A 16,778-nucleotide genomic window follows, 5' to 3' on the forward strand; every position below is an offset into this window, starting at 1 on the left:
AAAAAGAATAATGAATCCGCATAAAATTAATTATAATTTCTGGGGCTTTTCTAACTTATACCCTTTAAAATCGAACTCTGAAACTTACGTTAGGAGTGAGGCCCAAAGAAATAGTTTCTACTTTTTCTATTTCATCATTTTCATTTAGGCGATAATAACTGTTTAGAATATTTTTTCGACTTGTAAAATTCAAAACAGATATACCAGCAGATGCCTTCAGTTTTTCGTTGATGTTGAAATTGTAGATTGCGGAAGCATCGGCTCGTAAATATTCTGGTAATCGACTACTATTAGGTTCTTGGTAGTTTATTCTATTCGGAAAAAAGGTAGTGTTTAATGGTTCGTCTGTTTGAGGCTCCGTATAAGGTTTTCCTGCGCGATAGTTAAGGCCAATTCCAAATTTAATATTTTCCAAAGTGTAGGTTCCTGCAAACGTAGCGGCATGCCTTATGTCCAAGTTATTTGGAAAATTAGGTGGTACAACTTCAGAGAAATTATAATTGTTTAAGTTGTAAGTGTAGCTGGCCCAAATGCTATAATCATCTGTCTTTTTATTGATTAAAAATTCGACACCTTTTACATCGTACTTTCCAATTTCACCATTAAACTGATTCTGATTCTGAAAGCCTTGGGTAGAAGTGCTAATGCCATCTACTTCTTTATAAAAAGCTTCTAGGCCTACATAAAAGTTTTGGTGGTCATAGTTGATGCCTATTGAGCCTTGTTTGCTCTTGGTAATAGGCAAGTTCTCTCCGTCCGATACTATCCAACGTCGTTTTTCAATACCCAAAAAATTCTGTTCCAAATCAATTACCTGATTGGTAGCTTGACTTTTAAATTCACCCAATGCCTGAATTTTTAAATGTCTTGTAAAGGCATAGTTGAAACTTAATCTGGGCTCTAAAATATACTCTCTAAACGTACCCGGATTTTCTAAATAATTTAAACGTAGACCACCTCTGGCATAAACTTTTTTATTGGTTGACGTAAAAGTAAGCTCAGAGAAAAGAGCGTGACTTTTAATAACGTTCCTTGCATTGCTCTCAAAAGGAGGTTGTGTTACAGATGTTTCATTTGCAATACCGGTATCCGTAAATTGATACCCGTTAAGCCAGTTAAAATTGTCGTTTGGTATGTAATTGGTATTGAGTTTTAGAGCTGTTTCTTGAACTTCATTATTCTGAAACAGAATTTGTTCTGCATTACCAGAAGTATTCTGAGCATCTAATTTATACTGGGTGTGGTACAGATTTAGAAAAGTAGTGAATTTTTTAGTCCAATCGCTTTTTAGACTGGTGCCAAAAGATAGGTTCGTTTGGTTTAAAGCACTTTGTATTTCGCTATCATTATCCATATCCCGCTCTGTATAATCCAGTAAGTTGTTTATATTGATAAAACTGAAGCGAAATTTTTGTTTTTCATTGATATCATATAACAGCTTTCCTGTAAAATCGTAGAAGTAGAAATTTCCTTCTTGTGCTACTTGGCTATCGTCAAAAACACGGGTAAAGAACTTGTCGTAAGTAGGAGTGTCAATTAAGTCCGTAAGAGAGCGCCTAGCCGAAAATTGAACGCCGATTTTATCAGTAACCGGTAAATGTCCATAAACGTCACCACCAATAAGATTGAAGCCTGCGCCGGCAAAAAAAGTATCTGCAATATCATCCTTGGTATGCATATCTATTATGCCACTAACCCCATCGCCATATTGACTTCCCGTGCCATTTTTTATCAAAGTTACCTTGTCCGTCAAATAAGGGTTAAAAGCAGAGATTAAACCAAAAAAGTGTCCAGATTGGTACATTTTTATGCCATCCCATAAGATGAGGTTCTGGTCATTGCTTCCTCCGCGAATATTAATGTTGGAAACGGTTTCATCCGTACTTTCTATGCCGGGTAACGCCTGAACGGTCTGTAGTACATCGGGCTCTGTTAAGCCTGGTAAAATACCAAATTCTTCACTGTTCATTTCAATACTACCGTCTAGTTGTTTTATTAATCCTTTGGTCAGGAATTCGTATACAACTACCTCTTCTAATTGCTGGTAAAACTGAGCGAGTAAAAGGGTTGTACACGGCTCTTTTTTAATAAGCTCGTCTGCACTTATGAATAAGGTTTTATAACCTAAATGTTTAATCTGTATAGAGGAATTTCTAGGGACGTTGCTTAGTGAAAACGTACCATTTTCATCAATAATAGTAGCTAAGTTGGTTCCCAAGATTTTTACACTAGCACCATATAACGTGTTCATCTTAAAGTTATCTAGTACCGTTGCGCAAATAGATACGAAATTACTTTTGGTAAGGGTGTAGTACCGCTCATTGAGTTTTTCTAACTCAACTTGGGTTTGGTTCTCAATATCATCTAGAATATTTGACAATAAAGTCTCCTGTGGGCTGTAAATTTACAGGCCTTGTATTTCATCATCTGCATATGAGAATTTGATGTCAAATTCCTGTTCAAGCTGTTGCAAAAAAGTAGACAGAGCTATCTTTTCGCCAGTTTGCGCCATGGCATCATGTGAAGTTAGAAAACACGTAAAGCCAGCAATAAAAAAAGAAGTTTACGGATTTTTATCGCCATAGAAGAGCACTTTGCTGCCCTCAAATTTAAACTTTATTTGCGAAGGGGCACTTATGCTCTTTAACGCAATATCCCTATCCGTATTACTAAAAGTTCCTGTAAACAATTGTTCTGTGTCTATGTCTTGCGTTTCTACAGTAATATTGTGTTGTCTTTCTAGTTCAGCAAGAACATATTTTAGAGGCACACTTTTAAATGTACTTTCGTTATTTAACCAAGATGGTTGCTGAGTTTGATGTACCGATGCTTCTGTAATTTTACCGTCTATAACCATAAAAGAAGTGCCAGCAGGTAGTTTAGTTTCTTTACCATTAAAAGTAACGCTTACCAAACCTTCAAAACAGGTAACTTCAAAAAATCCTTCTCTGTTTTCTACATTAAATTGTGTACCCAGAACGGCAACTTTGCCGGCATCTGTAGCAACAGTAAAACGCTTGCCTTTGGCTACTTTAAAGAAGGCTTCACCTTTTAGTTCTACGTTACGTTCTTTACTCCACTTTCGTTCGCTATAAGAAAGTTCAGAATCAGCATTCAAGCGTACTTTTGAATTATCAGGAAGAATTACTTCTTTATTTTCGGCGTATTCAGTAACTATATTTTCGTCTAAATTATTCAGGTAAAAATAAGAGCCGAATATAATTACGGCTGCTGCCGCTGCAATTCGGATAAATTTCTTAAAAGGATGCAATTGCACAACCTTGGTATCTTGCAAGGTGCGTTGGTTCTTTATAGCCATAAGAGCTTCATCCGCATTAAAGTCAGGTGCTTTAAGCTGGTCTGAAGCGGCAATAATACGCTCATAGGAAGCATACTCATCAGATTTTTTAAATTCTGCGAGCTCAGCCTCGGTGAGGTTGTTATTCAGCCATTTTGCTAAGTGATTTTCTTGCATTAATTCTACCTTTATGCCTTAGTAACAATTCATTACGTAAATACCCTACTTTTTGGACAATAGATATTAAAGTGGATTAATTAAAACGAATTAATCCGGCTAATACTTATTAAATTCCTTCAATCTTTTCCCTGAGCGATTTCAAGGCTAAGTGCATTCTTTTTTCAATAGCTTTTACACTAACCTCTTCCATTTCGGCTATCTCGGCATATTTTTTTCCATCTATACGATTCAATAGAAAAGTGGTCCGCTGGGTTTCAGGTAAACTATCTAGGGCTCGGTTCAATTTTTGTTTGAACTCTTCCTCTTCCATTATATAATCTGGGGACTCATGGGTGACCTTCAGGGTCTTGTCCGCATACTTTAAACGTACTTTTTCTGCTTTTATCACATTTAAGTACAAATTATTGGCAACCGTGTATACGTATGATTTAGCTTTTAGAGGTGAAACCTTGGCACAATTCTCCCAAAGTTTCACAAAAGCCTCTTGAACAGCGTCATGGGCTTTCTCCTCATTCCCAAACTTATAATATATATAGTTGAAAACCGTTTTAGAATTAGCTTTGAAAATTGTATCAAAGACTTGCTCTTCGCAAACATTGCCTGTATTTTTGGTTTCCAATTAGGTGATTTTTTTCAAAGGTATTTGAAAAAATCGAATCTAGGCAAGTAGGGTATTTTAATTATTGGTTGTTTCAGGTTTGAAGTATCCATAAATTCCAAATCGGTATGAAGAAGTGTTTTAAATTTTCATTGGTGGCTTTCCTACTGGCCTTGCTAATGGCCTTGACCTCGTGTCAGGACGAAGAGCCGTTTGTAGAAACAATAGATGAGGAGCAAACTTTATCTTTTGATTCTACTGCTTTGGAACTAATGAAAGAAACGGTATCCAATGATGGTTCTTATGATAATATTGTAGATGGCGCAAGTTGTTTTGATATTCAGTTTCCATATAAAGTTGTGGCAAATGGCGTAGAGTTAACCATAGATTCTATGGACGGCTTGCAGGTTTTAGAAGAGATTTTAGATGATGTAGAAGGTTTTGAGAGTACCATGGATATTGTTTTTCCTGTTACAGTTACCATGGCAGATTATACTGAGGTTACTATTAGTACTAAAGAAGATTTGCAAAAAACAGCTTTAGAATGTGTTGAAGGTGGTATTGATGCAGATATAGAATGTATTGATGTTGTATATCCTGCAACCGTGTTTACCTATAATCCTAACTTTCAGCAAACGGCATCTGTATTAGTAGAGCATGATGTAGAGCTGAGAAGATTCTTTGCAGGTCTTGAAGAGAGTGATCTTGTAAGTTTTGATTTTCCTATTACCCTAAAATATAAAGATAGTACAGAGGTAATTGCAAACACAAATTCTGAGCTTTCCGATATTTTGAGGCAGGCAAAGGATGCTTGTGATGAAGATGATGATAACGACTATAATGACGATGATTTTACAAAAGAAGAATTAGATAGCGTTTTAGTGCAATGCCCATGGGACCTTGTGAAAGTAGAAATGCAAAGCACAGATCAATCTGAGTATTATGATATGTACGCACTTTCTTTTGAGGAAGGCGGGAAAGTTACTTCTTACGGTAGAAACGGGTATAACACAGAAGGTAAGTGGAGTACGGCTATTGAAGATTATAGAGTGGTATTGAAACTAGATTTTGAAGATGCTGTTGAGTTTAATGAGACTTGGAAGGTCTATGAAATAAAAGAAGGTAAGATTAAAATGTTCGTAGAGGATAGTTCTATGGTGTTGGAAAAAGATTGTGATTATCAACCAATAGTATGTGACGCAGAAATTATTGAAAATAGATTAAGCGTTTGTAGTTGGAGAATGTCTGATGAAAAAGGAGAATTCTTTGAAGACTTATTAGTAGAATTTGCAGAAAAACGTATGCTTGTTTATGGTTCCAACGGAGAAGTGGTTGATGAGGGGAGTTGGACAATAGAAGAAAATATGTTGACATTCAGTGGCCTGAGTAGAAGTTTAGCTAATTACATTGGCGAATGGCAGGTGCTTGAATGCGGAGAAGAAGACATGAAAATAAAAAGAAAAGAAGAAGTTATTGTTTTAACCAAGGTTTGCAATTAGCTTTTGAAAACTAAAGTTTAGAGTAACCAGATACCTATTTTGCCCCACAGATTTTTTAAGAGCACGCATCGAAAGATGGGTGCTTTTTTTGTGATATTATATTTTTTTCTTTACGCCCCGTTCTTTCCCTCAGTTATTATTAAATTTGCCTTTCTTCAAAAGCAATTAAGACGATGTTTGATAATTTAAGTGAAAAGCTAGATAAAGCCCTACATACCCTACGGGGCCAAGGGCAGATAACGGAAATTAACGTTGCTGAGACTACCAAGGAAGTTCGTAGGGCTTTATTGGATGCCGATGTTAACTTCAGAATAGCAAAAGAGTTTACCAACAAGGTCAAGGAAAAAGCTTTGGGTCAAAATGTATTGACTGCATTGCAACCGGGCCAGTTGATGGTAAAGATTGTCAAAGATGAGCTTACCGAGCTTATGGGTGGCGAGACAGAAGGTATTAATCTTTCTGGAACTCCTTCCATAATTTTAATGTCAGGTCTTCAAGGTTCGGGTAAAACTACCTTTTCAGGTAAATTGGCCAACTTTCTTAAGACAAAAAAAACCAAGAAACCTTTATTGGTAGCTTGTGATGTGTATCGCCCTGCGGCAATAGATCAGTTACACGTAGTTGGTGGGCAGATTGGTGTTGAGGTATATTCTGATCGAGAAGAGAAGAATCCGGTTAAGATTGCACAAGCTGGTATTGCCAAAGCAAAAGCAGAAGGCTACAACGTGGTTATTATAGATACCGCGGGTCGTTTGGCAGTAGATACAGAGATGATGAATGAAATCTCTGAGATTCATAAAGCCATTCAACCTCAAGAAACACTTTTTGTAGTGGATTCAATGACGGGTCAAGATGCTGTAAATACAGCTAAGGCCTTTAATGATATTTTAAATTTTGACGGGGTTGTACTTACCAAATTGGATGGTGATACCCGCGGTGGAGCTGCCATTTCAATTAAATCGGTAGTAGATAAGCCAATCAAGTTTATCGGTACAGGTGAAAAGATGGAAGCTATAGACGTTTTCCATCCTTCACGTATGGCAGAACGTATTTTGGGCATGGGAGATGTTATCTCTTTAGTAGAAAGAGCCCAAGAGCAGTTTGATGAAGAAGAAGCTCGTAAGATCCAAAAGAAAATAGCTAAGAATAAATTCGGCTTTGATGATTTTCTTTCCCAGATACAACAAATCAAAAAGATGGGTAACATCAAAGATTTGATGGGGATGATACCTTTGGCGCCGGAAAAGCGCTAAAAGGTTTGGATATTGATGATGATGCTTTCAAACATATAGAAGCTATAATTCATAGTATGACGCCAGATGAGCGCTCAAACCCTTCTAAATTGAATGTAAGCCGTAAAAAGCGAATCGCTAAAGGAAGTGGAAGAGAAGTGCAAGAAGTGAATCAGCTTATGAAGCAGTTTGACCAAATGAGCAAGATGATGAAGATGATGCAAGGCGGCGGCGGTAAGAAGATGATGCAGATGATGGGGAACATGAAAGGCATGAAATAAAGCCAGAATTACAAAGAGAATTACAAGACCAGATTAGACCGTAACCGAATACTATGATACTACTAGACGGAAAAAAAGTTTCCAACGAGATAAAGGACGAAATTACTATTGATGTAGCTAACATGAAAGAACGAGGGGAGAAAGTTCCTCACCTTGCAGCTGTTCTCGTGGGTAATGACGGTGCTAGTTTAACTTATGTTGGCAGTAAAGTACGTTCTTGTAAGAAAATAGGTTTTGAATCTACTTTGATTCACTTACCTAGTGAAACTACTGAAGAAGAGCTGCTTAAGAAAGTTCACGAACTTAATGCAGATTCAGATATTGACGGTTATATCGTGCAACTTCCATTGCCAAAACATATTGATGAGGAAAAGGTCTTAATGGCCGTTGACCCAGATAAAGATGTAGATGGATTCCATCCAGCTAACTTTGGGAAAATGGCGTTGGATATGGAGACTTTCATCTCTGCTACGCCATTTGGTATTATGGAGCTTTTAAAGCGTTATAAAGTAGATACGCAAGGAAAACATGCCGTGGTTATAGGTCGTAGCCATATTGTAGGTAGACCAATAAGTATTTTATTGAGCCAGAAGGGAGAAGCGGCAAACTGTACCGTTACTCTTGCACACAGTAGAACAAAAAATATTAAAGAGCTTACCTTACAGGCAGATATTATTGTATCTGCATTAGGAGTGCCTGAATTTTTAAAGGCCGATATGGTCAAAGAAGGTGCTGTTATTATTGATGTAGGTATTACCAGGGTTTCTGATGAAACTAAAGCAAAAGGTTATTATATTACTGGTGATGTTGATTTTGAGTCTGTTAGCAAGAAAGCTTCATTTATTACTCCAGTTCCCGGTGGTGTTGGTCCAATGACTATTGCTATGTTGTTGAAAAATACACTTTTAGCTAGGGAGAGAAATAGTAATTCCAAGTAATTTTATTAGTTTATAGTAGGTTTTTGTGTTTGATAATTGATTCTTTCTAAGGCTATTTTTTATAGACTTTTGATTTGTAATCATTTACTTCATTCGGAGCACAACAATATCAAGTTATTCTGCGTTAGATTTTGTAACCAACCTACATCATATGCAGCAGGAAGCACTCGTTCCGACGAATATTCAATTAGATCCATTCTTCGATCTTTCAATGGATTATTTATGTGTTGCAGGGTATGATGGCTACTTCCGAAAAGTTAATCCAGCATTTATTAAACTATTAGGGTTCTCAGAGGAGGAATTATTTTCTGCACCCATCTGTGATTTTATTTATGAAGAAGACCGTAGTCTGACAGCTTCTCACAGAAAAAGTCTAATAAATAGTAAGCCTTTGTTGGACTTTGAAAATAGGTATGTTTGTAAATCCGGAGAGTTGGTGTGGCTGCATTGGACGTCTATCCCTATGCCGGATAAACAATTGATATATGCTATTGCAAAGAATATCACTCATAAAAAGAACCTGGAGTCTGAACGCATTTCGCATGTAGCTCAGCTTTCTAAAATAAATGAACAGCTTAAACAGCTGAATTATACCACCTCTCATGATTTAAGGTCTCCTGTGAATAATTTACTATATCTAGCAGATATTTTAGGTAATAAAGACAACGGTGAAGAAGAGAATGAAAAAATACTAGAGTATATAAAACTGTCTGCGGAAGGACTTAAAACTTCTTTAAATTCTTATGTAGATGCTTTAAAAGAAAATGAGGGCAATAGTGTTGGGGTAGAAGAGGTATTCTTTAAGGAAGTTTTTGAAAAAATAAATGGCTCTATAAGCTCCTTGATTAAGGATTCCCAAGTTAAATTTTCTTTGGACTTTTCAGCAATGGAAAGTGTTCGGTTTAATTCCACCTACATGGAGAGTATTTTTCTTAACCTCATAACCAACTCAATCAAATACGCTAGACCAGATGTTTTTCCTGAAATACAAATTACCTCGGGTGAATCAAACGGTAAAAAAACGTTTACGTTCACGGACAACGGATTAGGCTTTGATATGGAAAAGGTAGGGCATCTTATCTTCAATTTAAATCAAAGATTCCATGGTACCAAAGACAGTAAAGGAGTTGGATTGTATTTAGTGCATAGTCACGTTACAAGTCTTGGCGGTACTATAAACGTAACCAGTAAAGTTAATGAAGGAAGTACTTTCACCATTATATTTGGTGATTAATTACCGTAGATAAGAACTGTATTTTACTTTAGGAATTGCTTTTGTAAAACTTGTCCTGTAATTACGGTGTCCCACAGGTTTTATAACTTCTATATCATTGCTATCATCAATACTACAGCTGCTCAAAATTATGATTACAGTGAGGACGAACAGTACGGCTGCGAATTTTCTCATAGGTAAATTTCTAAAAGATTTAGTTTACCAATAACGTTCAAAACTGCACTTCCGTATAGATTTCTTATAATCTTTACCTTTAAAAATACAGTGGCTCTGGCAAAACTGGTATTTTTGCAGCTTTCCTTTCATAGATGTCAAGCAATAACCGATTTTCCTTCGTAGATCCTGCCAAAAGTCCAGTTTTTTATGGCTATGTAATTCTTGTTATAGGTACCATTGGTATTTATTTCAGTATTCCGGGGCAAACTATAGGAGTATCCGTATTCACCGACCCCGTAAAAGATGCACTTGGCTTAAGCCGAAACCAGTTCAGCAATGCCTATATGATCGGCACGATCTGCAGTTCATTGGTTATTGGTCGTGCAGGAGTTTGGTTTGATAAATATGGAGCACGGTACGTGGCATTTTTTGCGGCAATTACACTGTCGGTAGCGCTTATGTTGTGTTCTTGGTCCGTGCAAATGAGTGAGTTTGTGAAAACCATGTTGAATGTGGATACATGGCTTATTCCGTTTGTAATAATGGCCGCTCTCTTTTTTGTACTTAGATTTTCGGGACAAGGAGTGCTTACAATGGCATCCAGAAATGTTATTATGATTTGGTTCGATAAAAACCGAGGGAAAGTAAATGCTATTAGTAGTGTAGCTATTTCATTTGGTTTTTCGTCCTCACCACTTTGGGTAAATGCTTTAATAGAAGGGTATAGTTGGCAAGTTCTGGCAAATTTTAGCTGCGGCATTAGTAATCTTCTCCTTATTAATTTTACAATTCTATAAAAATAAACCAGAAGAACACGGTCTTTTGCCAGATGGCGAAATTCTGGAGGATGAAGAGGAATCTATTAAAATTCCGGCAGCAAAGCAATACACGGCCAAAGAGGCAAGAGAAACTAGAGCTTTTTGGATGTACGGACTCATACTGGCCTTTAATAGCTTTTTTATTACCGGTCTTACTTTTCATGTGGTTTCCGTTTTTGCCAGTGAAGGCTTTTCAAAAGATGATGCTATTTCAATCTTTTTGCCAGCATCGGTTGTTGCAGTAACAATTTCATTAATCTTCAATTTTTTAAGTGATTACTTACATTTGAAGCTCTATTTATATTTGATGATTTTAGGTGGAATTATGGCTTCAGTCGGATTTTTATTTTTATCATCTTCTTTCGGTATTCCTTTATTAATTGGAGGTTTTGGTGTTTTAGGAGGCTTTTTTGCAGTTCTTAACGCTATTGTTTGGCCTCGTTTTTTTGGACGTACCCACCTAGGAGCCATTACAGGTAAGGTTATGTCATTTTTAATATTGGCCAGTGCACTCGCACCGCCTATTTTTAGTCTTTGCTTTAGCACTTTTGGGTCGTATAGACTGCTCGGTTATTTAGGGTTGGTATTTTTGTTGTTCCTGTCTATTGCTTCTATTCGAGCGAATAACCCGCAATAAATACGCTTGGTCAACTCATGTAAATTGGCTACCTTCTCCATTCGTTTACAATTTGTCTGCTAGTATTTTTTTTGAGGAGTTGAAAAAATAGCGCTTATGCCTTACGGCGAAGTAAGGAAAGGGCGTGTTTCGTTCCCTAATTAAAATCATGTTAGGCTTAGATAGTGCAGTAATACTAGAACTTAAATTAACAGCTTTTAATGAAAAAACTAGCCTTAACCCTATTCATCTCGGTAGCCTTAATTTCATGTAAAAATGAAACCAAACAAAAAGAAATAGTTAAAGTAAATGCTGAGGCTACTAGTAATGATGAAGCCAATGAAGAATGGATTTATCTTTTTGATGGGACAACTACTGAAGGCTGGAGAGCTTATAATGGAGATGACTTACCGCCGCAATGGGTAATTGAGGATGGAGTTTTGACATTTGATACCGAGAAAAGAACTGAGGAAAACCGTAAAGGCGGAAAAGATATTATTTACGCTGCACAAGAATTTGACAATTTTGAATTGGCTTGGGAATGGAAAATTCCAGAAGGAGGTAATAGTGGTCTGTTGTATCATATTCAGGAAGGTGACTGGGGAATTCCTGAAATTTCACCTGAATACCAGATGTTAGACGACCTGAAATGGGAAGAAATAAATAATGCCAAATTAAAGGAATGGCAGAAAACAGGTGCAGATTACGCCATGCATTTGCCAGATATAAGCCAAAAGATAGTGAAGCCAGCAGGAGAGTGGAACACGTCTCGCATCATCTTTACTCCAGAAAATGTAGAGCACTGGCTCAACGGAAAAAAACTATTGTCATTCGTTCCATGGTCAGAAGACTGGGAAGAACGAAAAAGTAAAGGAAAGTGGAAAGATTTTCCTAAGTACGGTTCTTTTAAAAAGGGATATATCGGTTTTCAAGATCATGATAGTCCACTTTGGCTAAAAAACGTAAAAATTAAAGAATTATAAATATTCAGAACAACAGCAATAATCCAAACTACTTGAAAAATGAATAAAAGAGAATTTCTAAAAAGTGCTGCGGCTGTATCATCATTTGCCTTATTGCCTAATGCGGCATGGGCTTTCCAAAAAGGAAAAAAGCTTCGTACGGCACATATAGGTGTAGGTAATATGGGAGCGGAAGATCTTAGTGCTATTTCTTCACACAGTGCTGTAGATGTTGTTGCATTATGCGATGTTGATTCTGTTAACTTATCAAAAGCACATAAGCACACCCGGGAGCAAGAGTGTTCTTTGATTATCGCGCCATGCTTAATGAAATGGGAGATGAAATAGATGCAGTAATAGTTTCGACACCCGATCATACACACGCACCGGCATCTTTAATGGCTATGGAGATGAACAAACCAGTTTATTGCCAAAAACCATTAACGCATTACGTTGATGAATCTAGAAAAATGATGAAAGTTGCCAAAGAAAAGAATTTGGTAACTCAGATGGGTATTCAAGTACATTCGTTTTATGATTATCGCTTGGCTACACTTTTAATTCAATCTGGTATTATTGGTAAAGTACATACAGTACATGCTTGGTCACCAAAATCTTGGGGATATAATGGAGAAGAGCCTCAAGGAGAAGACCCAGTGCCTGATCAATTAGATTGGAATCTTTGGTTGGGTACATCTAAGGAGCGCCCTTATAAAGAGGGATATTACCATCCCGGAAATTGGAGAAAAGTTATGGATTACGGTTGTGGTACTTTAGGGGACATGGGCGTGCATATTTTTGACACTCCTTATAATGCACTAAACTTAGACGTTCCATTGACTATTAAAAATGACTGTCGCAAGTCTAACGGATTTGGATTTCCTGAGAATAATACCGTAACCTATGAGTTTCCAGGAACGGAATTCACCACTAAAAACCTTAAGTGGGTTTGGTACGATGGTCCGGGAATGCCACCAAAACATGAAGACTTAATCCTACCTGGAGGAAAGACTTCGGGAGGAAAGCAGGATAAAGACGGTAGTGTAAAAGATAAAATATCTCTTGATGCCGGAATGGCGGGAGCTGGGGAATTACCTAGTCAAGGAGCTATGTTTATTGGTAAAAAAGGTCGTTTGCTTTTGCCGCATTTCATGCAATTACCGCAGAAAATTGTAAAAGGTAAATATGTTGATATATCTAAAGAAATAGCTGAGGTTTCCAAGGCGAATAATTTGGGTGAGCCTATTCGTAATTATGACTCGGAAGGTCCAAAACATTACCATCAATTTGTGGATGCTTGTTTAGGAAAGGGACAGACTACAGCCCCTTTCTCTTATGCGGGACGCTTGACCGAAACTATTCTATTGGGTGTCATTGCTGGTCGTTTTCCGAATAAAACTTTGCATTACAATGCCGAAACTGCCAAGTTTACCGAAGAGGAAGCTAATCAGTTCTTAGGTGGTGATTATCGCGATTTCTAAAAAGTTATAAGTACAAAAGTAAGGTCTGTATCGTATTTTTTGAAACTGGATAAATTATCTAGAAACGAAATTCACTATACAGTCCTTTTGCTTTAAAACGAAGATGCGTTTTGTAAACCACATTAGATTTCCACAAAAATAATAGTAAAATGATATATAGAAAATTCGGAAGAACGGGTTGGCAAGTAAGTGAGGTAGGCTATGGAATGTGGGGAATGGCCGGTTGGACAGAGTCTGACGATAAGCAGTCTGCAAAATCGCTTGACCTTATGGCCGTTGAAAACGGTGTCAATTTTTTTGATACCGCTTGGGGTTATGGAGAAGGGCATAGTGAAGAATTATTAGGGGAACTCATCCGTAGACACCCTAAAACAAAACTCTACTCAGCAAGTAAGATACCACCTAAAAATTTTAACTGGCCAGCAAAACCGGAATACAAATTTGAGGATTCCTACCCAACAAATCATATCATAGAATATACTGAAAAAACGTTGACCAATCTGGGTATGGAACGTATCGATTTGATGCAGTTTCATACATGGGATGACGGTTGGTCTAACCGTGAGGAATGGCAACGTGCTATTGAGGATTTAAAGAAAGCAGGAAAAATTGGCGCCATGGGTATCAGTGTTAATCGCTGGGAACCTGAAAATGGTATTGAAGCTCTCAAAACAGGCTTGATAGATGCGGTACAGGTTATTTATAATGTTTTTGACCAGAATCCTACAGATGTACTTTTTCCTTTATGTGAGGAGTTAGACATTGCTGTTATTGCAAGAGTGCCTTTTGATGAAGGAACATTGACGGGTAATTTAACTAAAGAAACTACATTTCCGGAAGGAGATTGGCGTGGTACATATTTTGTACCTGAAAACTTAAACTCCAGTGTGGATCATGCTGATGCATTGCGACCCTTAATTCCAGAAGGTATGACTATGGCAGAGATGGCATTGCGTTTTATTTTAGAGAACAAGACCGTTGGTACGACTATTTTTGGCATGCGAAAGGAGCGTAATGTTTTAGCCAATACTGCTACAAGCGATGGAAAAAGATTGCCAAAAGAGTTAGTTGAGGAATTACAAAAGCACCGTTGGGTAAGAAAGCCTACGGAGTGGTCGCAATAGGAAATAATAAAAAACTAGTCGCTCTGAGCGCAGTCGAAGAGCGACTAGTTTTTTTTAACGATAGACTTGTTCGTTACTTGGCAAACAATTGCCCCATGTCTTTAAATGCCTTAAACTCTAAGGCGTTACCTGCTGGGTCCAAAAAGAACATAGTTGCTTGTTCACCGGTTTGACCTGCAAATCTTACGTAGGGCTCTATTACGAACACTACGCCTTTATTTTTAAGCTCTTTGGAAAAAGATTCAAATACATCCCAAGGTAAAACAACACCATAATGGGGTACGGGAACATTTTTTCCGTCTACCGGATTGCTATGGAGGTCTTCAGTTTGTGTTTTAGGTTTGTAGTGAATAACCAATTGGTGTCCGAATAGATTAAAGTCCACCCAGTGGTCACTACTACGGCCTTCTTCACAGTTTAATATTTCTCTATAGAATGTGCGGCATTCGTCTAAGTTATGAACGGGTATGGCGATATGAAAGGGGGTGACGGCTTGCATAATTTCTATTTTAGTTGTTCAAAAAATCTACAATTTGATCATTTATATGTTCCTGATGCATAGAGTGTCCAAGACCTTTAGTGCGAATAAATGTACTGTCATTCCAATAAGAATGAACAGCTTCCGAGGCATGAAAAGGAGCTAACTTATCTAACTCATCATGAAACAGTAATCCTTTCTTTGTATTTGCTTTCGCAAAGCGAGAGGATGAAAATTCTTTGACTGTAAAGCCAAAACGATCAAGAACAAAGGCTTCGAGTGCCTCACGAACCTTATCATTAAAATCAAGCAGTCTCTGGTAGTGGTCCATTATTTCATAAAATTCTGAAGGAGAGCCAATAGTTACCATTTTTTCAACGCCTTCATTTTTATGATAAAACTCGTTGTACATTAATGTCATACCTCCCACGGAATGCCCAATCAAATACTTTGGGGCATACTTATCAATCATTGCTTGTACACCATCTGAATATAAGGGAACGTTTAAGTATTTACCAGAAGAATACCCATGAGCAGGAGCATCAAAAGCTATAATATTATAATCCGCCTCCTGAAGTTTGGTAATTAGGTTGCGCCACCGGAAAGTATTGCTCTCCCAGCCGTGAACGAGGAGTACAGTTTCTTTGCTGCCGGGCCAATGGTAGGTTTGTAAAGTATGGTCCTTAACTTCAATAGTTCCGTTTTTAGCTTTGTCCAGGTATTCTTTTTGGTTGGGAAGAACTTTTCCTTTTCTCACCGTACAGAAAACATAGAAAGCTTTTTCTGCCGCCTTTTTTTTAGATACCCTAGCCAGCATATTAAAATATCGTCCAAAGACTTTAGGAAGTAATTTGTTAATTGATTTACGCATAAGTTTTACTGAACTATTTTAAGGGCTTCTTTTTAATCATCCCTCCTTTAATATCTTTAACAACGCCCATAACAATAAAGGCGTTTTTATCTATCTTATCAATTTCGGTGCTTAATCTGGCCAATTCCAAACGAGTCATTACAGTGTAAATAATGTCTGTAGTAATACGGGCAATTCCATCTTTAGCATATCCTCCTTTACCATTGTAAACCGTACAAGCTCGGCCCATTTTTTCGGTAAGCATGATGCGTATTTCTTCATTTTTGGGTGAAATTACGGTCACCCCAATATATTCTTCCACACCATCAACCACATAGTTTACGGTTTTAGCGGCTACTAAATAGGTGAGTATGGCATATAAAGCAGTTTCTATACTTAGTAAATAAGCACCTGCCGAAAAAATTACAATATTAATGAGAAGAAGAACATCTCCAATGGTCAAGTGCCATTTTCTGCTGAGGTAAATAGCTAAGACTTCTGTACCATCTATAACACTGCCGCCACGCATGGCCATTCCAATTCCGAGACCTAAAAAGAATCCGCCAAAAACGGCTATCAACAATTTGTCACTTGTGATAATAGGGTAGGGAACAAAATGTACTAAAATGGCTAGTGCTACAATGGCAAAAATACTCTTTAAAGCAAATTTCTTACTGATGGTTTTGGCTCCAAGAAGTACAAAAGGAATATTTACCAACAAAAGTAAAACACCCAAGGGTATATTCGATTTTACCTGAATCAATAACGATACACCGGTTGCTCCGCCGTCAATAAAATGATTGGGTAATAAAAAGCCTTTTAGACCAAATCCTGCCGCACCAACACCACCGGCTATAAAAAGTATCTCTTTGATAGCATGAACAAATTCTACTTGTCCGTATCTAACTTCTTTAACCAGCTGCCTTTTGGCAATTGCTTTTTTGCCTTTAAGCTTGGCTTTGGCCCGTTGTACCAAGATGTATTGCAGAAGTGTATTCATGGTACGGTTTTAAATTTGGCTATCAATAATTTC

At 37.4% G+C, this 16,778-nt stretch carries 16 protein-coding genes and 1 pseudogene; 10 read left to right on the forward strand and 7 right to left on the reverse strand.

Going from position 1 to position 16,778, the window contains the following annotated elements:
• Nucleotides 1-64 precede the first annotated feature (64 nt).
• The 3 genes from Q5W13_RS12710 to Q5W13_RS12720 form a co-directional block, all read right to left on the reverse strand.
• The gene (locus tag Q5W13_RS12710; protein ID WP_304443230.1) at nt 65-2,380 is read right to left on the reverse strand and encodes a TonB-dependent receptor; all 2,316 of its coding nucleotides are present in this window, start codon (nt 2,378-2,380) and stop codon (nt 65-67) included.
• Nucleotides 2,381-2,563: 183 nt separating this feature from the next.
• Entirely contained in the window at nt 2,564-3,475 is a 912-nt protein-coding gene (locus Q5W13_RS12715) for a FecR family protein (protein ID WP_304443231.1), read from the reverse strand.
• A gap of 109 nt (nt 3,476-3,584) precedes the next feature.
• Complete coding sequence (locus Q5W13_RS12720; protein ID WP_155594641.1) at nt 3,585-4,097, reverse strand: RNA polymerase sigma factor; 513 nt, start codon at nt 4,095-4,097, stop codon at nt 3,585-3,587.
• Nucleotides 4,098-4,204: 107 nt separating this feature from the next.
• Between Q5W13_RS12720 and Q5W13_RS12725 the strand changes: the two genes are divergently transcribed.
• The 4 genes and pseudogenes from Q5W13_RS12725 (at nt 4,205) to Q5W13_RS12740 (ending at nt 9,260) form a co-directional block, all read left to right on the forward strand.
• Nucleotides 4,205-5,575 carry a hypothetical protein gene (locus Q5W13_RS12725; protein WP_304443232.1) on the forward strand — a complete coding sequence of 457 codons (1,371 nt, stop codon included), beginning with the start codon at nt 4,205-4,207 and terminating at the stop codon, nt 5,573-5,575.
• 173 nt (nt 5,576-5,748) lie between these two features.
• Nucleotides 5,749-7,088, forward strand: a pseudogene (ffh, locus tag Q5W13_RS12730) (signal recognition particle protein).
• A 53-nt stretch (nt 7,089-7,141) separates the two neighbouring features.
• A complete protein-coding gene (folD, locus tag Q5W13_RS12735; RefSeq protein ID WP_304443233.1) occupies nt 7,142-8,026 on the forward strand; it encodes a bifunctional methylenetetrahydrofolate dehydrogenase/methenyltetrahydrofolate cyclohydrolase FolD in 885 nt (294 codons plus the stop codon).
• Nucleotides 8,027-8,177: 151 nt separating this feature from the next.
• On the forward strand, nt 8,178-9,260 hold the full coding sequence (locus Q5W13_RS12740; protein ID WP_304443234.1) for a PAS domain-containing sensor histidine kinase: 1,083 nt from the start codon (nt 8,178-8,180) through the stop codon (nt 9,258-9,260).
• On the opposite strand, the gene Q5W13_RS12745 is transcribed toward Q5W13_RS12740, so the two are convergent.
• On the reverse strand, nt 9,261-9,434 hold the full coding sequence (locus Q5W13_RS12745; protein WP_304443235.1) for a hypothetical protein: 174 nt from the start codon (nt 9,432-9,434) through the stop codon (nt 9,261-9,263).
• A gap of 134 nt (nt 9,435-9,568) precedes the next feature.
• On the opposite strand from Q5W13_RS12745, the gene Q5W13_RS12750 reads away from it, so the two are divergent.
• From Q5W13_RS12750 to Q5W13_RS12775, 6 genes are all read left to right on the forward strand, one after another.
• Complete coding sequence (locus Q5W13_RS12750; RefSeq protein WP_304443236.1) at nt 9,569-10,213, forward strand: MFS transporter; 645 nt, start codon at nt 9,569-9,571, stop codon at nt 10,211-10,213.
• Nucleotides 10,197-10,871, forward strand: coding sequence for an MFS transporter (locus tag Q5W13_RS12755; RefSeq protein ID WP_304446503.1), 675 nt, complete (start codon nt 10,197-10,199; stop codon nt 10,869-10,871). Before Q5W13_RS12750 ends, Q5W13_RS12755 begins: the two co-directional genes overlap by 17 nt.
• 200 nt (nt 10,872-11,071) lie before the next feature.
• Nucleotides 11,072-11,833, forward strand: coding sequence for a 3-keto-disaccharide hydrolase (locus tag Q5W13_RS12760; RefSeq protein WP_304443237.1), 762 nt, complete (start codon nt 11,072-11,074; stop codon nt 11,831-11,833).
• Nucleotides 11,834-11,872: 39 nt separating this feature from the next.
• Nucleotides 11,873-12,160, forward strand: coding sequence for a hypothetical protein (locus Q5W13_RS12765; protein ID WP_304443238.1), 288 nt, complete (start codon nt 11,873-11,875; stop codon nt 12,158-12,160).
• Nucleotides 12,133-13,293: a Gfo/Idh/MocA family protein gene (locus Q5W13_RS12770; RefSeq protein WP_304443239.1), complete on the forward strand. Its 1,161-nt coding sequence runs from the start codon at nt 12,133-12,135 to the stop codon at nt 13,291-13,293. The genes Q5W13_RS12765 and Q5W13_RS12770 overlap by 28 nt, the downstream gene beginning before the upstream one ends.
• Nucleotides 13,294-13,442: 149 nt before the next feature.
• Nucleotides 13,443-14,417, forward strand: a complete 975-nt coding sequence (locus tag Q5W13_RS12775) for an aldo/keto reductase (RefSeq protein ID WP_304443240.1) — start codon at nt 13,443-13,445, stop codon at nt 14,415-14,417.
• Nucleotides 14,418-14,490: 73 nt separating this feature from the next.
• On the opposite strand, the gene Q5W13_RS12780 is transcribed toward Q5W13_RS12775, so the two are convergent.
• Genes Q5W13_RS12780 through Q5W13_RS12790 form a run of 3 tightly spaced genes read right to left on the reverse strand, consistent with a single transcriptional unit; the run spans nt 14,491 to nt 16,745 of the window.
• A complete protein-coding gene (locus Q5W13_RS12780; protein WP_304443241.1) occupies nt 14,491-14,916 on the reverse strand; it encodes a VOC family protein in 426 nt (141 codons plus the stop codon).
• A gap of 10 nt (nt 14,917-14,926) precedes the next feature.
• On the reverse strand, nt 14,927-15,766 hold the full coding sequence (locus Q5W13_RS12785) for an alpha/beta fold hydrolase (RefSeq protein WP_304443242.1): 840 nt from the start codon (nt 15,764-15,766) through the stop codon (nt 14,927-14,929).
• Between the two features lie 13 nt (nt 15,767-15,779).
• Nucleotides 15,780-16,745, reverse strand: a complete 966-nt coding sequence (locus tag Q5W13_RS12790) for a YitT family protein (protein ID WP_304443243.1) — start codon at nt 16,743-16,745, stop codon at nt 15,780-15,782.
• Nucleotides 16,746-16,778: the final 33 nt, after the last annotated feature.

The sequence above is a fragment of the Zobellia laminariae genome (assembly GCF_030553095.1).
GTDB lineage: Bacteria > Bacteroidota > Bacteroidia > Flavobacteriales > Flavobacteriaceae > Zobellia > Zobellia laminariae.